The sequence below is a fragment of the Candidatus Kuenenia stuttgartiensis genome, assembly GCF_900232105.1.
Classification (GTDB): domain Bacteria; phylum Planctomycetota; class Brocadiia; order Brocadiales; family Brocadiaceae; genus Kuenenia; species Kuenenia stuttgartiensis_A.
This window is the reverse complement of record NZ_LT934425.1, coordinates 1,896,326-1,917,316: the sequence shown is the minus strand read 5'-3', so window position 1 is coordinate 1,917,316 and position 20,991 is coordinate 1,896,326. Positions and strand designations below refer to the sequence as shown.

Annotated in this window: 16 protein-coding genes; 9 read left to right on the top strand and 7 right to left on the bottom strand. The window is 42.6% G+C overall.

All coding sequences use genetic code 11. The features are described from left to right. Positions 1 to 54 precede the first annotated feature (54 nt). A complete protein-coding gene (gene grpE, locus KSMBR1_RS08755) occupies positions 55 to 669 on the bottom strand; it encodes a nucleotide exchange factor GrpE (RefSeq protein WP_099324978.1) in 615 nt (204 codons plus the stop codon). Between the two features lie 207 nt (positions 670 to 876). Between grpE and KSMBR1_RS08750 the strand changes: the two genes are divergently transcribed. From KSMBR1_RS08750 to KSMBR1_RS08735, 4 genes are all read left to right on the top strand, one after another. Beyond that, positions 877 to 2,433, top strand: a complete 1,557-nt coding sequence (locus KSMBR1_RS08750) for a hypothetical protein (protein WP_099323647.1) — start codon at positions 877 to 879, stop codon at positions 2,431 to 2,433. A gap of 539 nt (positions 2,434 to 2,972) precedes the next feature. Next, a complete protein-coding gene (gene proC / locus KSMBR1_RS08745) occupies positions 2,973 to 3,788 on the top strand; it encodes a pyrroline-5-carboxylate reductase (RefSeq protein WP_099324977.1) in 816 nt (271 codons plus the stop codon). Position 3,789: 1 nt separating this feature from the next. After that, complete coding sequence (tkt, locus tag KSMBR1_RS08740) at positions 3,790 to 5,802, top strand: transketolase (protein WP_099324976.1); 2,013 nt, start codon at positions 3,790 to 3,792, stop codon at positions 5,800 to 5,802. Positions 5,803 to 5,930: 128 nt separating this feature from the next. Further along, on the top strand, positions 5,931 to 6,413 hold the full coding sequence (locus KSMBR1_RS08735; protein WP_099324975.1) for a hypothetical protein: 483 nt from the start codon (positions 5,931 to 5,933) through the stop codon (positions 6,411 to 6,413). A gap of 343 nt (positions 6,414 to 6,756) precedes the next feature. Here the strand turns inward: KSMBR1_RS08735 and KSMBR1_RS08730 are convergent, their stop codons facing one another. Both KSMBR1_RS08730 and KSMBR1_RS08725 read right to left on the bottom strand, forming a co-directional pair. Next, positions 6,757 to 7,605, bottom strand: coding sequence for a hypothetical protein (locus tag KSMBR1_RS08730; protein WP_099324974.1), 849 nt, complete (start codon positions 7,603 to 7,605; stop codon positions 6,757 to 6,759). Positions 7,606 to 7,640: 35 nt separating this feature from the next. Beyond that, positions 7,641 to 9,116: a DHH family phosphoesterase gene (locus tag KSMBR1_RS08725; protein WP_099324973.1), complete on the bottom strand. Its 1,476-nt coding sequence runs from the start codon at positions 9,114 to 9,116 to the stop codon at positions 7,641 to 7,643. A 469-nt stretch (positions 9,117 to 9,585) separates the two neighbouring features. On the opposite strand from KSMBR1_RS08725, the gene KSMBR1_RS08720 reads away from it, so the two are divergent. The 3 genes from KSMBR1_RS08720 to KSMBR1_RS08710 all read left to right on the top strand — a co-directional run bounded on the left by KSMBR1_RS08720 (position 9,586) and on the right by KSMBR1_RS08710 (position 11,759). Then, positions 9,586 to 10,710, top strand: a complete 1,125-nt coding sequence (locus tag KSMBR1_RS08720) for an RNA ligase (RefSeq protein WP_099324972.1) — start codon at positions 9,586 to 9,588, stop codon at positions 10,708 to 10,710. Between the two features lie 147 nt (positions 10,711 to 10,857). After that, positions 10,858 to 11,304 (top strand): adenine nucleotide alpha hydrolase family protein, encoded by a 447-nt coding sequence (locus KSMBR1_RS08715; protein WP_099324971.1) that lies wholly within the window; start codon positions 10,858 to 10,860, stop codon positions 11,302 to 11,304. Positions 11,305 to 11,309: 5 nt separating this feature from the next. Further along, a complete protein-coding gene (locus tag KSMBR1_RS08710; RefSeq protein WP_099324970.1) occupies positions 11,310 to 11,759 on the top strand; it encodes a hypothetical protein in 450 nt (149 codons plus the stop codon). Between the two features lie 523 nt (positions 11,760 to 12,282). On the opposite strand, the gene hpnJ is transcribed toward KSMBR1_RS08710, so the two are convergent. Continuing rightward, positions 12,283 to 13,716, bottom strand: coding sequence for a hopanoid biosynthesis associated radical SAM protein HpnJ (gene hpnJ / locus KSMBR1_RS08700; RefSeq protein ID WP_099324969.1), 1,434 nt, complete (start codon positions 13,714 to 13,716; stop codon positions 12,283 to 12,285). A 363-nt stretch (positions 13,717 to 14,079) separates the two neighbouring features. Between hpnJ and KSMBR1_RS08695 the strand changes: the two genes are divergently transcribed. Continuing rightward, positions 14,080 to 15,105 (top strand): ceramide glucosyltransferase, encoded by a 1,026-nt coding sequence (locus KSMBR1_RS08695; RefSeq protein WP_157820492.1) that lies wholly within the window; start codon positions 14,080 to 14,082, stop codon positions 15,103 to 15,105. Here the strand turns inward: KSMBR1_RS08695 and KSMBR1_RS08690 are convergent. Further along, positions 15,092 to 15,463 (bottom strand): EamA family transporter, encoded by a 372-nt coding sequence (locus KSMBR1_RS08690; RefSeq protein ID WP_099324967.1) that lies wholly within the window; start codon positions 15,461 to 15,463, stop codon positions 15,092 to 15,094. The two genes, KSMBR1_RS08695 and KSMBR1_RS08690, sit on opposite strands and share 14 nt — an antisense overlap. After that, a complete protein-coding gene (locus KSMBR1_RS08685) occupies positions 15,460 to 16,281 on the bottom strand; it encodes a carbohydrate deacetylase (RefSeq protein ID WP_099324966.1) in 822 nt (273 codons plus the stop codon). The genes KSMBR1_RS08690 and KSMBR1_RS08685 overlap by 4 nt, the downstream gene beginning before the upstream one ends. A gap of 743 nt (positions 16,282 to 17,024) precedes the next feature. Here KSMBR1_RS08685 and KSMBR1_RS08680 point away from each other — a divergent pair. Beyond that, complete coding sequence (locus tag KSMBR1_RS08680) at positions 17,025 to 19,775, top strand: MMPL family transporter (protein WP_099324965.1); 2,751 nt, start codon at positions 17,025 to 17,027, stop codon at positions 19,773 to 19,775. Positions 19,776 to 20,139: 364 nt separating this feature from the next. On the opposite strand, the gene KSMBR1_RS08675 is transcribed toward KSMBR1_RS08680, so the two are convergent. Next, positions 20,140 to 20,811: an Lcl C-terminal domain-containing protein gene (locus KSMBR1_RS08675; protein WP_169703188.1), complete on the bottom strand. Its 672-nt coding sequence runs from the start codon at positions 20,809 to 20,811 to the stop codon at positions 20,140 to 20,142. Between the last annotated feature and the right edge of the window lie 180 nt (positions 20,812 to 20,991).

Below are 20,991 nucleotides of genomic sequence, written 5' to 3'. Positions count from 1 at the left end.
AGAAAAACCGACACGGGTACTTTCCACCGGCAAAGATGCGTGCCGTACGCTGCATCATTCTTTACGATATTTCTTTATTATTACTTCCTCAGGCCTTAGCGTCTTGCCGTTCCAGCAAAAACCCGGTTTTACAATCTTCGCCACCTGGTTATTTTCGCTTTCTATGCTGGTTGGTACCGTACCTATCGTTTTGTGAAGTTTATAATCAAGAAAATCCGGATGTTTGTGATACAGTGTTACCTCTCTACGATACAGAATTTCCAGAAGCCCTTCCTTTATCGTATGCATATTATGCCTCATTGCTGCAATATCATCCTTTGTCATATCCTGCTTCTCTTCGAAAACCGAGAGTACCTGCATGAAATCATCATAAAGCATAATCAGGTCAATGAAAATAGGTTTTTGCGACTGGGAAATGAAATTGTCACGATAGAGTTTCAGTTCTTCGTGGAGTTTCTCAATGGTCTTTTCTTTTGTTTCGTCGTAAGACAGGCGGGTTTCAATCAGTGATTTCACTTCTTCCAATAAAACGTTGTGGGATGCAAGCATTTCTGTAATGGTGGTTTGTTCTGTACCCTTTTTCCCGGAATGTTTCATCTCGCCCTGCTGTTTCATCGGATTGCCATTTTCTGTATCTTCAGGTGTAATCGGTTTTTCAATACCTTTCAATCATACTCCCTCTTTTCATGCATTTTATTTCATATCGCAGCAAAGCCGCAACCAAAATGTAGAGACGCACCGGCCGTGCGTCTGTCCTTTAACCACAAAGGGCCTAGCGCGGCCTTTGGCCGCAACCAAAAAGGTGATTTTTAGTTTATTATAAAGTATAGTAGTATCCTCGTAAATAGTAATCAGACAATTTGGAGGACACTACTTATGAATAAGTTGATGGAATTATATCGAGACAGGATCGTGGGTGCAATAAGCGGTCTGGACAGGATTCGTTTTCGCGGGACATTGCGGTGGTTGGCCAGTGAGCGTGGGATGGGAACATTCATGAACCAAGCGAGAATTCTGCTTAAGGATTTTTCCGGTTGGGTCAATGGGCTTACGGCACAGGTGCGAGACAGTTGTGAATCGCGGGCGAAAGATTTGGGTATCGAGGTGCGGTATTTGATGAGCAGCGGTGTTGATAAGGAGAAGTTGGCTCGCCAGATCGCGGCGGATAAGAGGATTACGGAAGGTTCCATCTGCCTGTTGAGTGTGGTAGAGCCTTGTATTGCGCCGATGGTCAAGGGCAACAAGGCCAGCAAGAAGCTCGAGTTGGTAATGGCGCCCCGCAAGTGTGTCTTTGTGTATCATTATTTTAACGATCCAGTGTTTGGTTTTGGTCATGTTCGTATCCAGAGTTGGGCGCCGTTTAATATTTTCATTTGTCTCAATGGTCGTCATTGGCTGGAGCGGCAACTTCAGAAGCAAGGTATTGATTATGTTAAGGACGGCAACTGTTTTGTGCGTATAGAGGATATTGCGGCTGCGCAGGTTCTGCTCCATGAGCAGCTTAAGACTGACTGGGCGAAGCTGCTGAACGGGCTTGCGTTGGGCAGTTGCCCGGCATTGTCGCAGATTCTTCGTCCGTTGGAACCGGAGTATTACTGGTCTGCGGATGAGACGGAGTGGGCGACGGACATCATGTTTAAATCGGTTGAGGCATTGGAGGAGTTGTTTCCATCGTTTGTTCATCATGCGATGCGGGTTTGCGACAGTTCTTCGGTGATGAAGTATTTGGGTAGGCGTAACCTTGCAGGCGCTGCCCCTGATGAGGTTATCAGCGACTATCGAAGACGCTATGAAGGTATACGGGTCAAGCACAGTGTGAATTATAATTCAGTGAAGATGTATAACAAGAGCGGTAGTCTCTTGCGTATTGAGACAACGATCAATAATACGCGGGACTTTAAGGTCTTTCGGAGTCCCAATGATGATGAAGGCAAACCGGCGTCATGGCAGAAGATGCGTAAGGGCGTAAGCGATCTTCATCGACGGTGTGAGGTGAGCCAACAATGCAATGATCGTTATGGGGATGCTTTGGCGGCGGCTCAGGTAGAGGAGAAACTGAAAGAAGTGGTGAGCAGCGCTTGTAACAAGGTTGTCAAAGAGGGCAAGAGGTATCGAGGTTTGAATCCCTGGCAGCAGGATGATTACCAGATGCTGATGTTCCTGTCCAAAGGCGAAAACGCGATAAATGGATTCCGCAACCATGATTTGCGTAAGTGGCTTTACCGGGAATCCGAACAATCCGGCAAGGATCAGCAAAAGAAATATTCCGGACGAACGACCCGACGGATAAAGATGCTGCGGGCACACGGTCTAATCCGCAAAGTTCCGAGGGCCAACCGCTATGTTTTGACGGAGAAAGGCCAGAAGTTCTCTTGTTCACTGATGACCGCTTCAGCCCTTGATATTAAAGCACTTACGGAAATGGCGGCATGAAAAACACGCATAAAAAACAAGAAATTGATGGATAGTAGTACAAAGAACACGAAGGAAAACTTACAAAAAAAGAAGTTTTTACAGGGTAATACTATAGGGAACGGGAAGCCAAAAAGTAAGACATTAAGCATTGGTTTATAAAGAGTTATATCACCTCAAAACACATATATCAACAAGAAACCATGAAAAGGGTCAAGTCTTTACTCCTGGCATCGGCCTGCATATGATTGACAGTGAGACAGGTCGCTCCTGCGGAGCCTATCGGTAATATGTTTTTCGAAAGACCAAAGTGTTGCAAGAAGTTTTTTATCTGCGCGACTCTACCTATATCTGCGGATAAAAGGTATTTTCAGGTGTGTGAAATCGACTTTTCATCCTCATGCAGTATCGGGCAATCCATCCTTGACCTTTTTTTATTCTGCGATATAATCCACGGGTGAAAATTAATCCCTTATTTTTTTCTCCAGATAGCGGGAATAAAACAATCTCCTCAAACACACTAAGGTGTTTCAAAAATTAAATTATTCAGGAAATGCGTAATGTTAAAAGAAAAGTTCGGCTTTATCGGCGGCGGTAAGATGGCGGAGGCGCTTTGCAAAGGCATTATCAGGGCAGGCCTTAGCGCCGGCAGCAACATTATTGTTAGCGATGTCCTTGCAGAGCGATGCCGTTTATTAAAAGAAGAAATTGGCGTCCAAACTACACAAGACAATCATGATATTGCCGCCTTTGCAGACGTTATTATCCTCGCGGTGAAACCGCAAATTATCGGTGAAGCGCTTGAGAATATAAAAAACGACATAACTCCCCGTCATTTAATCATATCCATCGCTGCAGGCATTCCCCTGCATTTTATTGAATCAAAACTCAGAGAAAACGTTCGTGTTATCAGGGTCATGCCTAATACACCATGCCTGATTGCCTCTTCGGCGACGGCCTTTGCACCAGGGAAACATACAACGGAAGGTGATAAGAAATTGGCGCACGCGATATTTAATGCCGTCGGAAAGGTTTTTCAACTTGAGGAAAAATATTTGGATGCAGTTACAGGGGTAAGCGGGAGCGGGCCTGCCTATGTGTATATGTTTATTGAGGCATTATCAGACGGCGGGGTAAAAATGGGACTTCCAAGAGAAATAGCAACGGCCCTTGCGGCGCAGACAGCATTGGGCGCAGCAAAAATGGTGCTGGAAACCGGGCAACATCCCGCACAGTTAAAGGACGCCGTCACCTCGCCTGCAGGAACAACTATTGAAGGTGTGAGCAAATTAGAAGATGGCGGATTACGTGCCGCTGTCATAAATGCAGTAGAAGCCGCCGCTTTAAAATCTAAAAAATTGGGAGAATTATTATAACATGAAAATAAGCGCCATACAAAAAGAAACAGCAGAACTTGCAGTCAATACATTAAAAATGCTTTCCGCCGACGCAGTTGAAAAGGCGCAATCAGGGCATCCGGGATTGCCTATGGGGTGTGCGGATGTTGCGTTTGTTCTTTGGACACAGTTTTTACAATTTAATCCGGAAGACCCGAATTGGCCCAACCGGGACCGGTTTATCCTTTCCGCAGGCCATGGTTCTATGCTGCTCTATTCCTTATTGCACCTCTATGGATATGACCTGTCGCTGGATGAAATAAAACAATTCCGGCAGCTTAACAGTAAAACACCGGGACATCCGGAATACGGCCATACCCCTGGCGTGGAAGTCACTACAGGCCCTTTGGGGCAAGGATTTGCAAATGGCGTTGGAATGGCAATAGCAGAACGTTTGCTTGCGGCACGGTTTAATAAAGTTGGCAAAAAAATTATCGGTCACACCATTTACGGGGTTGTAAGCGATGGAGATCTGATGGAAGGAATTTCCTCCGAGGCTGCTTCCATTGCGGGGCATCTTGGGCTTTCCAACATTATCTACCTTTACGACAACAACCACATCACGATAGAGGGAAACACCTCACTTGCTTTTACAGAAGACGTGGCAAAACGTTTTGAAGCATACTCATGGAAGGTTTTTAAAATTGACGGGCACAATCATAATGAAATTGCGAATGCCATACAATCTGCTCAAAATGAAAAAGAAAGACCCTCTCTTATTATCGCGACAACCCATATTGGAAAAGGGAGTCCGAATAAGCAGAACAATGCGTCCGCTCACGGGGAGCCGCTTGGAGAAAAAGAACTTGCATTAACAAAGGAAAATATCGGCTGGTCAAAAAACCCGGCTTTTTACGTTCCTGATGAAGTAAGGCAACTATGCGCTAGCCGCGTAAAAGAGTTAAAAGATGTTTACGAAAACTGGCAAAATGCCTTTCATACCCGCTTAAAAGAGGATCCGGATTTTTCCGGAGAGTGGAATGCTTATATGAATAAAGCTATCCCGGACAACCTTGAATCTAAGCTGCTTGAGACCATCAAAAAAGATTCAGTCGCAACAAGGGCTGCTTCCGGAGATATGATGCAGATAATTGCACAGCAAATACCGTCCTTCATCGGCGGCTCTGCCGATCTTAACCCCTCCACTAAAACGTTTATTAAGGGGTCGCCTGCCATCAACAAAAATTCATTTATTGGAAAAAATATCCACTTCGGGGTTAGAGAACACGCCATGGGCGCTGTTCTCAACGGCATGGCGCTTTATGGCGGCATTATTCCCCATGGTTCCACGTTTCTGATATTTTCCGACTACATGAGACCTTCTATCCGGCTTGCTGCGTTGATGAAGCTTCAGGTAATTTATGTATTTACCCATGACAGCATATTTCTCGGAGAAGACGGCCCAACGCATCAGCCGATTGAACAGCTACCCTCCTTGAGGCTTATTCCAAACCTGTTGACAATAAGGCCTTCGGACGCAACCGAAACGGCTGCGGCCTGGATAACGGCGCTGAATCACAAAAACGGTCCAACAGCACTGATACTTACCCGCCAGAATATTCCGGTTATTGACCGCTCTGTGTATCCTTCGTCAGAGGGATTAAAACACGGCGCCTACATACTAAAGGATTCCATGGGTACTCCGGATATAATCCTCATGGCGTCTGGGTCCGAGGTATCAATCGCCCTTGAAGCAACACTAAAACTGCAGGAAAAGGGCGTTGCTGCACGTCTCGTAAGCTTTCCTTGTTTAGAATTATTCAGGAACAACCCGGAGGCATATAAAGACAATATCCTTCCACCGTCATGTACAAGGCGTGTCTCCATTGAAGCAGCGGCAAAAGGAATCTGGCATGAATTTACTGGCATCAATGGCCTTATCATCGGAATTGACCACTTTGGTGCATCTGCTCCCGCAAAGGCCCTGGCAGAACACTTTGGATTTACCACAAAAAATATTTTAAATGAGATTGAAAAAAAGTGGGGTATATAAACATTGACGAACTTTGTGTACGCGCGTGTGCTTTGCGGTTAAAATCCCATTGATTGCGGCGTTATCGCTCTATGTATAATTTAAACTGGCAGAGACTTTTTGTAATAGTGTTTTTTGGTTAATTGTTCATGACTACTGAAAATGTAAAAATTTGCCCAAAATGCGAATCCGAGTATTATGCGCATATTTCTTTATGCGCCGACTGCGGAGTTCTCCTGATAATGCCGGAAGAGGTTGAAAAAGAAAGAAAGAAAAAGCCGGACATTCCCGCGTCTCACCACGATGAATTGGTCACCATCAGGGAAGAAGGGAGAGAAAGCGTTCGTGAGTTATCGGATTTACTTTTAAGAAAAGGGTTTTTTTCTAAAATTGTCTTAGCCCCTGGCTGTAGTACGGGAAAGTGTGGATGCCGGTATCTTCTCTTGACAACAAAAGGGGATGCACTCGCCGCACATAACTGTATTGAGGAATTCCATACACAAAAGTATCCTGAAATCAAGGCTTCTAAAGACTGGGAATCGCTGGGAAGATGCCCTGCTTGCGGTTATAGTATTCGTGCTGATACGAAAGAATGCCCTGACTGCGGATTGTTACTCATCATTGAAAAGTGATTGCTTATCGGGTATAGGTTAATTGCGATTTGTCAATGAAAGGCGCTGGATTGGATCGATGACCTGGGGAAGGGTTCCTCTTATAAAATTTCCATATGCACGTTTATTAGCGTTCATTGGCGGTTATTTTATTAACCGCGATACACGCAAATAGAAGCTAATGAATAACGAATATCGAAGTATAAGAAAACTTCATAATTCGATATTCCTTGTTCGATATTAGTTATTGGAGTCCATTTAAAAAATATCAAAAACAACTTAATGCTTATGGGAAGGTACCTCCGTATTGCACTTGATACATTAAGCGCAATACGGAGTCTCCGAAATCCATTTATATTTGTATTTACTCGTGCTTGTGGTCCTTACTTACTTCCTTTTCGCATTCAAAACAAAAATACGTTACACCGCACTTGTGACCCTCGCCCACCTCCTCCTTGCAGGCATAGCAGAAATGGGTAAGGCCGCAAATGTGTTCATCCCCGACTTCTTTTTCACACTCGTAACAATAATACGTTAAATCACAAATATGTCCAGCGCCTACTTCCTCCTCGCAGTTCAGACAAAGTGTTGTTACGTTGCAAATATGCCCATCTCCCACCTCTTTTTTGCAATCGGGACAAAAAAATGTCAAATCACAGATATGATTAGGTCCAACTTCTTCGACGCATTCATGGCAAAATTGCGTTGTGCCGCAAATATGCCCGGAACCTGCTTCCCTTCCGCATTGACTGCAATAGGTAGTAATGCCGCATATATGATTTTCTCCCACGACTTTGCCACATATGGAACAGGTGCTTGTTTTTGCAGCAGACACCTCCGTTTTTGCGGCAGAAGGTGTTTCTGTCACGACTTCTTCTTTCTTCTCCTCTGTCACAACATCTTCTTCCGGTACTTTAACCCCTAAAGGTTCTGCCGCTTCTTCTATTGTTTCTGCTTCTACCGGTTCCGGAACAGCTTCTACTGTTTCTTCCGCAGGAGCCACTTCCGTTATTTCTTCCTCTTCAACGATCCCTTCTATTTCCACTGGTTCAGCAACAGGTTCCGCCGTTTCTACCGCAGGAGCGTCATAAGGCACAACTTCTATCTTTACTTCCGGCGCCTCTTCTTCCACCTGTGTTTGCGTGGAAACGCAAGATGCGAGGGAAAACGACATGCCTATTAACGCGGCAACCACTAAATAGCCCTTTTTCATTCCTTTTTTTCTCCTTTTTAACAAATTAAAGATAACTAATCTTTCACGCTATAATTCATTATCGATTCCAGATCATCCGGTATTTCTCTCTTCTCTATATCCACTCCGGCGGCAGAGAAAAACTTCTTTCTGACAGCATCAAAAGTGATTTTCGAAAGCGATCTTTTATCTGTAACATCTCCAAATATGCCAAGTTCAATACAGCCTGCAGCCATGGTAGCATGCCCACCCGCGTTCATAAAGCCAAATGCTTTTTGCAATAATGACGCGAGATTAATCCTGGAATCTACACTCCTCGCCGATAACTGGACCTTGTCTTTGTCAATGCCGAAGACGAGCACCGTAGAAATACCTTCCATTTGCAGCATCAGTTCGGCTGCCTGCGGTAGCGCATCGCGGTCGGTTATGAATTCTACGAATGAGGTTAAGTATGCCCCTCGTACTTCACGGTTTCTTATTGCTCTTCCAATGATATCCATCGTTTCTGCGCTCATGGGGGGATTTTCAATTTGGTTTAAGAGCCCCACATCTACCAATGGAGAAAGATAGGCTGCCGCGTCAAGGTCTTCAGTGGTTGTGTTCCTTGTAAATCCACTGGTATCTACTCTTATACCATAGCGAAGTGCGGTCGCAAGCGGAACGTCCGGCGCTATTCCCAGATACCTTAAATACCTTGTCATAATGGAAGAATTGGCGCCAATACCAGGCATTATTTCAACAAATTCCCCTTTTACAAGGCTAATATCCGTTTGGTGATGATCTATAATGACATGAACGTTCGTATCGGGCGGCAATATATTATTTTTCGAAGGTATAGAGGCTTCTATTAACGCTATTTTATCAACAGAGTTAATAATACTTAGCGATTCGTCGGGAGTATTGAGTCTGATAAGGTCTGTTTGCAACAAATTGACCAGCGCCTTATTTTCCTGATGGCCAATGTTCCCCCCATAATAAATCTTTGATTTAATGCCGTATTCCCCGGCAATACGTTTGAGCGCAAGCCCGGAGGCAATAGCATCGGGGTCGGGATTGTTCTGTAAAAAAATAGCCAATCCGTTATTCGTTGCCTCCCGGAGAACTTTAACCAGTTTCGAGGCAGACCTTCTTAGTTTTGCAGATTCCAGTTCATTGAGAATCGCATCCGAAAGTATCCTGACGGATTCAACAGCACGGTCGGCTCCGGCAGCCATTGATTCAGAGGATTCTTTATCGTCTGTCACTTGCGTTAAAACAAATTTATCAGGGAATAATTCCTTGATGCGTTTTATTAAGGCAAGGTTTTCTTTAGGATTTTTTTGTAAAATAATAAAGGCTACGGGGTCTTTCCCCGGCAAAGAACTGAAGTTGTAGTCATAAATATCTGCGGTTATCGTGGTGATATTAAATTCTTTTAAGGCATTTAAGGCCTGTTCATCCTTGTCTATTACAAGTATTTCCTCTTCACCGGATTTGCTTAAATTTTTAACCAACGCCCTAGCAACACAATCGCAACCAAGGATTATATACATAATTTTATTTCCTTAAAAGATTGAATCCTATTTCATAACGCAACGCAGTAAGCAAGCAGCAAAATCCCTCGTAAGAAAACCTGCCTCTATCCATGCCGGGCATGGCAGACGTGAGTGAACAAGGGGGAGGAACAAGGGGATTGTAAAAAAAGCGAGTCCGGTAAAAAATTTTTTTACCGGACACTATCCTGATAATTCAACAAAACGTTAGCCAATTATACGAATATGTTTTTTTCAAGTCAACATTAAAAACAACGGACAATAAATTTAACCTTTTACAAATATTGAGGTTACAATAAAAACAAGGGGGCAAAATACTTGTTTTGCTGAAATTATACACTAGTTTTGCCTTGAATAAAAGGCTTGGTGTTAAGTAACATCATGTATCGAATATTTTCAAGGTCTTTTTATCAGACAGAGGCTTCATTCCGCCGCTATTTTTAACCCCTTTTTTTTCGGATATTTCACTATGTCATTAACCGAAGTCATCAAAAAAGCAGGCATTTCTGAAGACCGGTGGCAGGAATCTATTGACAAACATGATGTTGCCAGAGAAGAGTATGAGGGCATCTCCTATTACCGGATAATGAGAAAGGTCGGCCCTTTGGGAAAATGCTCAATCGTTACCTGTGCGGGCATTATTTTTGACTTTCCAAGGATTGCAAGAATATTGCATCTGGAGAACGGATTAAAGAATGCGTATGCGCAACCTTTTTATGTTGAAGAAAAGGTTGATGGTTATAATGTGAGAATTGTTTGTATCCGGGGAAAAGTACTCGTCTTTTCACGAGGTGGATATGTTTGCCCCTTTTCTACAGACAGGATAGCTGATTTTCTGGATATACAAAAAATATTTGCCGATCACCCCGACCTAATTGTTTGCGGGGAATTTGCGGGTCCCGATAATCCTTACAATATTGAATGTCCCCCTTACGTTAAGGAAGATATACGCTTTTTTGCCTTTGATTTAATGCTGAAAAATACTTCTCGAAACCTTCCTGTTGAAGAGCGGTTACGAATCTTCGATAAATATGGCATGCCTACCGTAAGGCGATTCGGGCGTTTTTCTTCTGCAGATATCCTTGCCCTAAAAGAGATTGTTAAAGAATTAGATGATGCAGGCAGCGAGGGTATTGTTTTCAAACCAACGTGTAAAGAAGAAAAGACCCTGAAATATGTTACTTTCGGGTCATGCCTGCGCGATATACGCTGCAACGCTCCACTCATGGCGGAAATAGCGTCAGAATACTTTACTCATCGTATAATCCGGGCAGCTATGTATCGTTATGAGCAATCCCATGAATTAAACCCTAAAGATTTTACTGCCCTGGGTGAAGCATTATTAAAACCCATTTACGAAAGTGTGAAAAAGGCTGCGGACGGAGAACTTATCAGGGAAGAGTTTCTTCTCCGTTTTCGTGAAGAGGAAAACATTCAACGGATGATGGATCATTTGCAGAAACGCAAGGTACATTTTGAAATACTATCGAAGGAAAAGGCAGGCTTTTATTGGCAGGTACGTTTCGCCAGGAAATGTTACGCGTCGTATGACACCCTGCAAAGCCATTTAGGTGGAATGGCACATGTAGACTGATTTTTTGCAAGCCAGCATAGCATGAGATAAAAAATACGAAGCACGAAATACGAAACAAATTCAAGAAAGCAAAATCCCAATGGAAAACCCTTGGAGCTATTCAGCATAAACATTACACGACTCCCTGCGGGTTCAGGGTTACAATCCATGGCAGACATCAGAAACTTTTTAATTGAAACAAGAGACAACCCCGAAATCTGGAGAGATAAACGCAGGCGGAACTGTGAAATAAAAGAAAACTTTTGGGGTCCTTACAAATTTGAAACACGAGTTGAAATTTTAAAACGAATTTTAAAAGCACAGCGAACAATACAGGCTACCGAATGCATTGAATTAATCACACATCAGGAAATGGTGCTGATTCAATACTATTGGTTCAGAGATAGTTTTTTCAAAACCAAAGTATCCCAAATTTATAATCACATATTCAAAACTCAAATTGAAGTGAGCAAACAAGAAGAAAAATTCAAACAAGAGGCAGGCCTGCTTAAAAAGTCCTGCAAGCAGGAGCCAAAGGATGTGGAGTTAATCCAAGACCTGTTAGCGCTGCAAAAAGGATTTCCGCTACAATCCCTAACGCAAATAACAACATAACAAGTGTGCAAGAAACATTACAGAAATATCTCAGAGCATTTGAAAAACTAAGAATAGATAGAGCACACGGCATTGCTCCGCATAAACCCATTCTTCTACTTTCTATATTACAAACATTTCAGATCGGAATAAACAACTCCCAAAGAATTTACATCAGTCCCGAATTAGTTGCTTTATTCAAATCCAATTGGAGTTTATTGGTTATTTCAAATCACGATTGCCGATTTGCATTACCATTTTATCATTTAACAAGCGATAAGTTTTGGAAACTAATTCCAAAACCGGGCTTTGAAAATATTCTTCAACTCTCTGCATCCCTGCGAAGTTTTGCAAACCTAAATGCAGCAGTTGATTTTGCTGTTACAGATGAAGATTTACTTGCTTTAATGAATGATAAAAAAAGTAATGGAATATTACAGCAGTTTTTATTGGATAAATACTTCCCTGAAACTTAATGCAATTTTGGTAATTCGTCAGGTGGGCATCAAAAACTATTTAATGATATTGAGAATAAAATTTTAAACGAACCATCGGAAGAATACAGGCAAGAAATAAAGAACTTAATGGAGCAAAAGAATGAGGAAGGGATTTTTTTAAGATGTTGTTTGTTTAAAAGAGAAATACCAAAAATCTACAACAACACTTGTTGTATTTCTGGAATGAGAATAGATGCTACCATTTCTGTATCAATGGTGGATGCTTGCCACATCGTTCCATTTAGTGCGAGTTATGATGATACAGTAACTAGATGTCATGCTATTCATAAGCTGACGGACAAACGCCTTTCGCCCTGTGTCATAATTTCCGGGCGCTCAAGAAGTTTTCCAGGCCAATATTTTTCACCCTTCCAATAAACCATGGTCATCTTTGTTTTCATGGTACGCTCCTACATTGCGCCAATAGGTTAATTTACCGTAATATTATTGCAAATAGCCTGTGATTTCAAAAACGGATGGAGAGATATACAAAACCGCTGGCTCAGCAGCTTTTTTTCGTATATTTTCTGCGCGAGCGCATTGTTTTGAAGAACTGCCGCCCTTCCCTTAATCTTCTTTTCCGTTCCACGGGGTCCTGAAGCATTTTTTTTACTATTCTCAGAATAATGCGTGGTCTGAAGTAGAATTTTTTATAGAATTTTTCCGTCCAGAGGATGATTTCTTCTGCAGGGAGGTCCGGATACTCTATGTTGCATAGCTGATGTCCGGAAGAACTTAACATAGTGCCGGTCTTTAAGTATCCGTTCTTTTCGCAATAATCATAAAATTCAGTGCCCGGATAAGGCGATGCTATAGATACCTGCATCGTGTCAGGGTCCATCTCTATGGCAAATCGGATGGTGTCTTCCATTGAAGACCTGTTCTCCCCCGGCAATCCCAGCATAAAAGTGCCATGAATTTGTATGCCGAGACTTTTACATTCGCCGGTAAACCGTTTGGCCTGATCAATCGTAATCCCTTTTTTAACGTTTTTCAGAATTTCATCATTGCCGGATTCATAGCCTACTACGAGCAATCTGAGGCCGCCTTCCTTCATCTGTTGTAACGTTTCGCGGTCGAGGTTTGCCCTTGATGTGGCAGACCATGTAATTCCAAGGTCCTTTACCTTCCGGCTAAACTCCTGCACCCTTTTTCTGTTTGCGGTAAATGTGTCGTCGTCAAAAAAAATCTCTTTCACTTCGGGAAACCGTTCCTTGCAATACATCAGCTCCCTGATAACATTATCAACGCTCCTTACGCGATACTGATGTCCCATCATCGTTTGTGGCCAAAGACAGTAAATACATTGTGAGGGACAACCCCGTCCGGAATAAATCGACAGGTACGGATAGCGCAAATAAGGGATTTCGTAATCTTTATAGTTCAAATCACGCTCATAGATTTTCGTAACAAAGGGAAGGGAGTCCAGATCGGTAGTAAATCCACGGTCAGCATTATGAACAACGCCCGAACCATTCAGGTAACTTATCCCTTTCACCTCTTGCAACGCTTTGCCTTCCGCAAGTTCCTTAACGGTAATGTCGAACTCCCCCCTTGCAACAATGTCCACAATCCTGTCCTCACGCAACGCATCTTCCGGCTGTATAGTAACGTGCGGACCAACAAAACAAATGACCGATTCCGGATTGGCAGCCTTTATCTTTTTGGCAGTTTCTCTGTCAATGGATAATGTGGGGGTATTTGTGTACATCACAACCAGCTCATAGTCCCCTGCAAGGGAAACGACCTCATCAATCTGCAGCCCTTGCGCCGGTGCGTCAACTACTTTGCTTCCAGGGATGAGTCCCGCGGTATAACACAACCACGTGGGATACCAGAAGGAACGCACTTCCCTGCGAGCCTGATAGCGGGAGCCGGCGCCGCCGTCAAATTGGTCGAAACAGGGTGGATTTAATAAAAGTGTCTTTTTCATCATGTTTAAAATTAACGCATTTTTTTATTTGATTTGCAATCTTTTTTTTGTATTATCAACACTTTGCAAAAATAAACATACAACCACGTGCAAGGTCTATAATAACAAATAGTTAGAAACCGGAGAGGTTTTTGCCAAACATTGTTGTTCAGGAAGTGCTTGTAAAATGTAATTATTTTACCTTCCGTATTGCAAACGATCTCCGTCGTGTGTAATTTTATCCTTTTGTTGCTTATAATGATGCATCGTTAATCAACCATGGCCGTATATTGCTTCTCCATACTCACATTCTTATCGTTTACCTATTATATTGCTGCGTTTTTATGTACTTTGACGGTATTCAGAGAGAAGGGAGAGGAAACAGAGATGCCTCATTTCGAGGGGATCAGTTTTTTAAAACCCATTACCGGCGAGGTATACAATTTATACAACAATATCAAATCCTTCCTTGATTTAAGAGCCATTCCCATAGAAATTCTGTTTGGTGTCAGTTCAAAAGACGATCCCGCCTATGGCATTTTAACAAAGCTGGAAAATGAATTTCCCGGCATCTGCAAAATAATCCTGTGCAGCAACCATAAGAAATATTCAAACGAAAAGGTGGGGAAACTCATTACCCTTACGGAACATGCACGGTATGATATCATTAATATTTCCGACGCCGATGTATTAGTACCACAGGACTTCCTGCAATCGTTGACCCACATAAAGAACGCCGGCATGGTCACCAATTTGTATCGGGGAATACACAACGAAGGGATCGGGGGGCACCTCGAGGTTATCACCATACTCTCTGATATATTCCAGGGCGTGTGTATGGCAAAAATTTTTCATGGGATAAATTACGGTTTTGGGGCTTCAATGTTTCTTACAAAACAGTCGCTGGAATCGATTGGCGGGTACGAAGCGTTAGGCAATATGCTGGCGGATGATTACCATCTCGGAAACAAAATCAGTAAAAACGGAAATCCCGTTACGCTCTCAACAATTCTGGTAAATACCGTTGTCGGGAAATCGAATTTTAAGAATTATTTTGTACGTCAATTACGATTATGCAAGACGTACAGGGTCTCAGAACCTGTCGGATATTTTTTATTTGGCATATCTTTTGGTTCTGTCTGGTCGCTGCTATTGTGTTTTTTTACCTCTTTTTCTCTCCCCGCTATCTCTCTTTTTGGCACGGCAATCATTCTGCGTTTTCTTAGCATTACCCTAACAGGAACCCTGCTGAGCAAGATTCCATTTTCATGGGTGTATTTGCTCGTTCCTATACAGGAATTTTTGGGATTTTATACATGGTTATTGAGTTTTTGCGGCAACAAAATTACCTGGAAAAATAAAAAATTTGTCCTTGGCAAAGACGGAACGATTGCTCAAATCAACCCTGAGTAACAAGGTAAACGCCAAATACTATCACTGCGGTCCCTGCCCACCTGAGAGGGCTAACCTCTTCTCCGAGCATGAATGTAGCTAAAAAGGCGGTCATTATATAACAGAGAGACGTCAGTGGAAGCACCAGGCTTAATTTCGAGAAAGAAAGAATATACATCCATGAAAAAAATCCGATCGCATGAAAAAATATCCCGAAAACGATCCATGGATTTCTCATGACAACCAGGGCGTAAAAAAGTATTTCCCTTACACTGTATGCGGTAAGTTCTCCTATCCCAACCATCCCTTTGCTCAAGAAGGTGTGCCCGAAGGCTTGCGCTATGAGCATGAAAAACAGGAACCCGAACGTTTTTATCATTGTTGCACCTTTATTTCTCTATAAGTAATAATCCTGATACCATTTTCCACAATACATTTTTTTACATCCTTATCCATAAGTGCGCTGAAGTCAGCATTATTTGGCTCCGGATGACAATATATTTCAAAAGGCGTCTTATCAATTCCCGGAAGGGTCTTCTTCAGGTAATCAGCCGTAATATTCCCCGATTCCAGAAGGCCTATTACCAGGGGAATATGTCCGATGCCGTATTCCTTTAGTAACGGCGCTGCCCTGCGGGCGAGTATTTCAAAAATAATTTTATGGCTTATTTTATACAACAACTTCTTCCCCGATACGAACAAATTCATAAATAGAGGCTCACGGGGTATCCTGATATAGGGGATGTTATATACCTTGCATAATTCCACTGCATGCCATATTACCGATGGATGAAGATGTATGTTTAAGTGACCGTCCAAATGCCCCAGAGATATTCCCGACTCTAAAGCCTTTTCTGTTTGAGCCCTGATTTCGCGTCGTATCTGATCCGCAATTCCCCTTTTAAAGAAAAGATTCATCCCTGCAAAGAAAGGGTTTTCGCAAAAATTTCCCTTAACATCCGCAAGTCCGGGAATATCCTTATGCTTTAACACCGAATGCCCCTGGAGCAGTGTAAGATGAATGCCCACGCCAAGTCCGGGGTTCCCCTTAATAATGCTGCAGGCTCCGGGAAACGCCAGCCCCCCCGCCATTATGCTGGCACTGGATAAAACACCTTCCCTGAACGCTGTTTCCACGCATACATTCACGGCATCAGATTTTCCAAAATCATCGGCATTAATAACGCACTTTTTCATATCGGAACAAAGATACTATAAATACCCTGCTCTTACAATTATTTTTGTAATAGTTCATATATATGTGTTTTATGGCAGCCCCCCTAAAATGGACAAGCCGGAACCAAACAGACAAAAAATAAAAAATTCGTAACATTTTAACTTTTTAAAAAATTCACGGTATAGAAAAAATACCATGTCGCCCCGTTAGGGGCGGTCTGTTTGTAGCACAATAAAATTCAATAGAGTAAATAGCTCCGTAGGAGCGGCCTGTACGTATTCCGGCAGACCTGTTTAATATGGATTTACAAGAGACAGGTCGCTCCTGCGGAGCTTATAGGTAATACATTTTTCAAAAAACTAAATTGTTACAAAAATCCGGAATTCACCATTAAATATTTTTCCAAAAAATGCAAAGAAATTACCGGTTGTTATTCTGCATGTATTTCGGGCAGACGGCATTGTTACTCATTTTTAAGTTGAAGTTATTCATTATTATAGGGTAGAAATATACAATACGTATTTGTATGGGTATTTCATAGATAAGGCATTGTGTAATAATATAGCCCTTATAAAACAAATGTTGTACTGAATATTTCCCGCACTAACTGAAAAAGAGAAAAAAATGTTAAACACCTTCTATAAAAATAGTTCAATTTATTTTGCTGCACCTTCTTTTCAAAGCACTGACTTGTCCACTGCAGTGTTGTTCTACATCGGAAGCGCTGTTTCGTCATTGATGGTTAAGATACGGAGATTGCAAGGTGTTTGAAATCATTGCCAGAAAAATCGCTGCCATTGCGTGCTCCCGTCCTAAAATAGTATTATTCGTTGCCCTCCTGCTTACGCTCATTTCTTCGCTCTATACGGTGAAGTATTTAACATTTAACCCTGACCGAAACTCCCTTATCTCGAAAGAAAAGGAATATAATAAAAGATTCCTGAAACTAATGGACGAATTTGGCCAGGTTGATAACCATATCATCGTAATGGAATCAGATAATACGGATGCTCTTATTAACGCTGCGGAACAAATTGCAAAAAGGCTAAAGAACAGTCCACGCCTTATTAAAAACATTTTCTATAAAGTGAACAAAACAGATTTTGAGAAAAAGGGGCTCTTTTATCTTGATGTTGAAGAACTTCTCAAAATAAAAACAGATTTGTTACATACCATGGAAAACAGGGCGCAACTACCCCAAGCATACCAATACGAAGATATTTTCGCCCAATTTGAGCATTCACTGACGCAGAAAACCCATGCACAAACAACAGACGACAGCAACATCACGGAAGACATCGACAGGCTTATCGCCCTTCTTCAGGACATGAATAACAACCTCCGTGAAAACAATGTCATGCCGGAATCTCCATTGCAAACAGCGATGCAAGCTCACGGCGGAATACCTTTTTCCCCCGCTGCTATGGCTTTCGGCGATTCGCCGGATACCGCATATTATAATCTCTTTGACAACGGACGCATTCTCTTGATGGAGATAACGGTTAATGATATTGACGGATTGTTGACGGGTACGGATTCCACCAGTTTTATCAGAAAACAAGTTGCAGCAGCAAAAGAAATGTGTCCCGGAGTCGATATCGGCCTTACAGGAACCGTTGCTATGGAAGCCGACGAAATGGAAATTTCTCAGAAAGAAATGTTATACATTTCCATTGCCGCACTTGTGGGAGTTGCTATACTCTTTATCATCTCGTTCAATTCAATCGTAATGCCGTTACTCGGCATGCTCACCCTTTTGTGTTCGATAAGCTGGACGTTTGGCTTTACAACATTGGCAATAGGGTACTTAAATCTCTTTTCCATTGTATTTGCCGTTGTTTTAATCGGTCTGGGAATAGATTTCAGCATCCACCTCATGTTACGTTACACAGAATGCAGGAAGCTCGGTCATGAGAAAAGGGACGCATTATGTAAATCAATGGAAAATACCGGAAAAGGCATCATCCTGGGCGCTGTTACCACGGCAATATCGTTTTACTCCACTCTGTTAATCGATTTTAAAGGATTAAGCGAGCTAGGGCTAATCGCGGGAACGGGCATTTTGCTCGCATTGATCTCCACGCTGTTTTTGCTTTCCTCGCTTATCATCTTATGTGACAAATTCATTACTGCAGAGAAAAAAATGTTTCCGGCGGCTTCATTATGTACACCGGTAAAAAACTGGATGTTCAGTATAGTAGTTTCATGCAAAGTCCCCCTGACGATTGTTTCCATATTGTTTGCAATTGGTTCATGCTTCTTTGTAAGGCACATAAAATTTGACGACAATCTGCTGAACCTCCTGCCACCCAACCTGGAATCGACCCGATACGCAATAAAAATTATTCAATCAACCGGCACTGCCACATGGTTTGGGGCGATTGTCGCAGATACTCCTGAAGAAGCGGAGAGGGTGTCCGAACAGCTCCTGCGGCTCAAAAGCGTGGGAAAGGTAGAAAGCATTGCTTCGGTGCTTCCCGACGAGCAGGAAAAAAAGGTGGGCATTATAAAAGAGTTGAAAGCCCTCGCACAAACTATACCCATTCCCGGGAATGCCGGCGATGCGATACGATATCAGGAATTGAAAACCATTCTTGAACGGCTGCGATTCCGGCTCACTTTCGGCAAAAATATGGGGCTGCTGAAAGAGGGTAGCGGTCCCCTTGCCGACCGCCTCCTCATCCTTAACAACAAAATAGATACCTTTTTGCGGAATGCAGAAACTTTGCCGGAAGCAGAAATTGTGGAAAGATTATCCAAAGGACAACGGACTATTCGCAAACATCTTGAATACCTGAAGCATGGAATGGTTCCCGAACCCATGACCATAGACGATTTGCCCTACGGCCTGAAAGAACGATTTGTCGGGAAAACGGGGAAAAACATGGTATATATCTTTCCCAAAGAAGACATCTGGACGGAAGGAAAACTGGGCGAGTTTGTATCTGAAATACGGAGTATACAGCCTGAAGCTACTGGTGCGCCATTTCAGATTTATGATACAAACAGATTAATCAAGCGGGGGTTTTTGATCGCCGGAGGCTACACACTGGCTATTATTTTTTCGATCCTCCTCTTAACCTATAGAAATATAATACTTACCCTGACCACCCTTTATCCCCTGCTTCTGACGATTTTATGGACAATCGGATTTATGAAATTGTTCCGTATTCAGCCAAACCCGGCAAATGTAATCGCATTTCCACTAATACTGGGCATCAGCATTGATAACAGCATCCACACCATGATGCGGTTAAATGAAAAGGAAGGCCTTTGGATACATCAAACCAGCACGGGAAAGGCTATCATCATATCTTCACTCACAACCATAATAGGATTTGGGTCTTTGGCGTTAGCCTCACACCGGGGGGTCTCAAGCCTTGGATTGATCCTCGCAATCAGCCTCTCATGCAGCCTTGTGACGTCCATATTCGTCCTGCCTTTCACCCTTTCACTCATACATGAATACAGAAAAAAATGCACGCGCCGCCTTTATGGTGAAAAAGCTGCCTAAGGGCAGGCAACCACATTTTGTAAGGGAATGCATTAGTAACTTATCGCAACATCTTTGTCTTTTGAAACTGGAAATTTTCAAGTAGTGCGACGAACCTCGCCGCACTACTTGAAAATTTATTGGAATTAGCTATTACGTGAATAGCGAGCAGCAACCGTTTGTCGCAAATGCTTCGTCACTACGGTTTCAAAGAATTAAAGCTTTGTAATGTTTTGAATAGGATTTGAATCTTATGCTTTGTAATTAGAATGTGCTTCGTCATTGGCCAATTATAGGTACGCAGCGCTCCGCAGGATCATACGAGTTTTTTAATCCTCGCAATCAGCCTCTCTCCCGCAAGGGAGCCGATGCCCCTCTTTCTTTGCTACCTTACGGCGCGAACGTGGTATTTGATGTTGGCATCTGTATAGGTGTAGTCGCAATATCCCGAATCAAACCTGACAACCCATGCCGTCCCTTCTTTTCTTATATCTGAAGTCCAGGCTCTTTCCTGGAGGGGATCAAATACCTCATCGATGTTTAATCCGCACTTTTTCTTTACTGATTGCATTAGCGACATGGCTTCCTCGGTGGTTGGCAAACGCCAGTCGTTATAACCCGCAAATTGGTCACTGTTTAGTTTAGAAATATAGTGTTTTGCCCCTGCGTAATTCATTTTTTTTTGTGAACCGGATTGCTGCCATATAATATGAACAACCCGGTCATGCACAACTTTTCCCGCTTTTTGTATTTCATACGCGTGGGTAATTCCTTTTCCTAAAGGATTTCTTCGCGAATCAAATAGTCCTTTTTCTTTCAATACGGATTGTATCTTTTCCGGTGATAAGCCATTTTCCGGGGTATTGCGAAGGAATATTGCCGTAACTACACTGCCCGTTGATTTAATAGCATAAGTCTCCATTGCCGCAGACACAATGCTATTAGCAGGTACTATTGCAATTAACACAAGAATGATTAGTAAGGCAAGACTGCCTGAATAAAGAGCATGGCTTCTTTTCATATCTTTTCCGTCTGTGCTTATATAGGTTCTTTTCAAACGAAGTGCTTCATAACCACTAAGGCGCAGATGGCGCGACTGTGTAAAAACTGCGCGGCAAACATCGCTATTATTGGAATTTTTGCAACAGATTAGATTTTTGAAAAGGTAAAAACGCTCGTTCCCAAACCGGACATACTTGGCCAAATGGGTAATTTTGCTTTGTTTTATGGGTCTAAT

What these genes read in the sequence shown, in the direction of transcription:
- tkt (WP_099324976.1), top strand. Translation starts at nt 3,790, where the DNA reads ATGAAAATAAGCGCCATACAAAAAGAAACAGCAGAACTTGCAGTCAAT.
- KSMBR1_RS08725 (WP_099324973.1), bottom strand. Translation starts at nt 9,116, where the DNA reads ATGTATATAATCCTTGGTTGCGATTGTGTTGCTAGGGCGTTGGTTAAA.
- KSMBR1_RS08720 (WP_099324972.1), top strand. Translation starts at nt 9,586, where the DNA reads ATGTCATTAACCGAAGTCATCAAAAAAGCAGGCATTTCTGAAGACCGG.
- KSMBR1_RS08735 (WP_099324975.1), top strand. Translation starts at nt 5,931, where the DNA reads ATGACTACTGAAAATGTAAAAATTTGCCCAAAATGCGAATCCGAGTAT.
- KSMBR1_RS08750 (WP_099323647.1), top strand. Translation starts at nt 877, where the DNA reads ATGAATAAGTTGATGGAATTATATCGAGACAGGATCGTGGGTGCAATA.
- KSMBR1_RS08730 (WP_099324974.1), bottom strand. Translation starts at nt 7,605, where the DNA reads ATGAAAAAGGGCTATTTAGTGGTTGCCGCGTTAATAGGCATGTCGTTT.
- KSMBR1_RS08695 (WP_157820492.1), top strand. Translation starts at nt 14,080, where the DNA reads ATGCCTCATTTCGAGGGGATCAGTTTTTTAAAACCCATTACCGGCGAG.
- hpnJ (WP_099324969.1), bottom strand. Translation starts at nt 13,716, where the DNA reads ATGATGAAAAAGACACTTTTATTAAATCCACCCTGTTTCGACCAATTT.
- KSMBR1_RS08690 (WP_099324967.1), bottom strand. Translation starts at nt 15,463, where the DNA reads ATGATAAAAACGTTCGGGTTCCTGTTTTTCATGCTCATAGCGCAAGCC.
- KSMBR1_RS08715 (WP_099324971.1), top strand. Translation starts at nt 10,858, where the DNA reads ATGGCAGACATCAGAAACTTTTTAATTGAAACAAGAGACAACCCCGAA.
- proC (WP_099324977.1), top strand. Translation starts at nt 2,973, where the DNA reads ATGTTAAAAGAAAAGTTCGGCTTTATCGGCGGCGGTAAGATGGCGGAG.
- KSMBR1_RS08685 (WP_099324966.1), bottom strand. Translation starts at nt 16,281, where the DNA reads ATGAAAAAGTGCGTTATTAATGCCGATGATTTTGGAAAATCTGATGCC.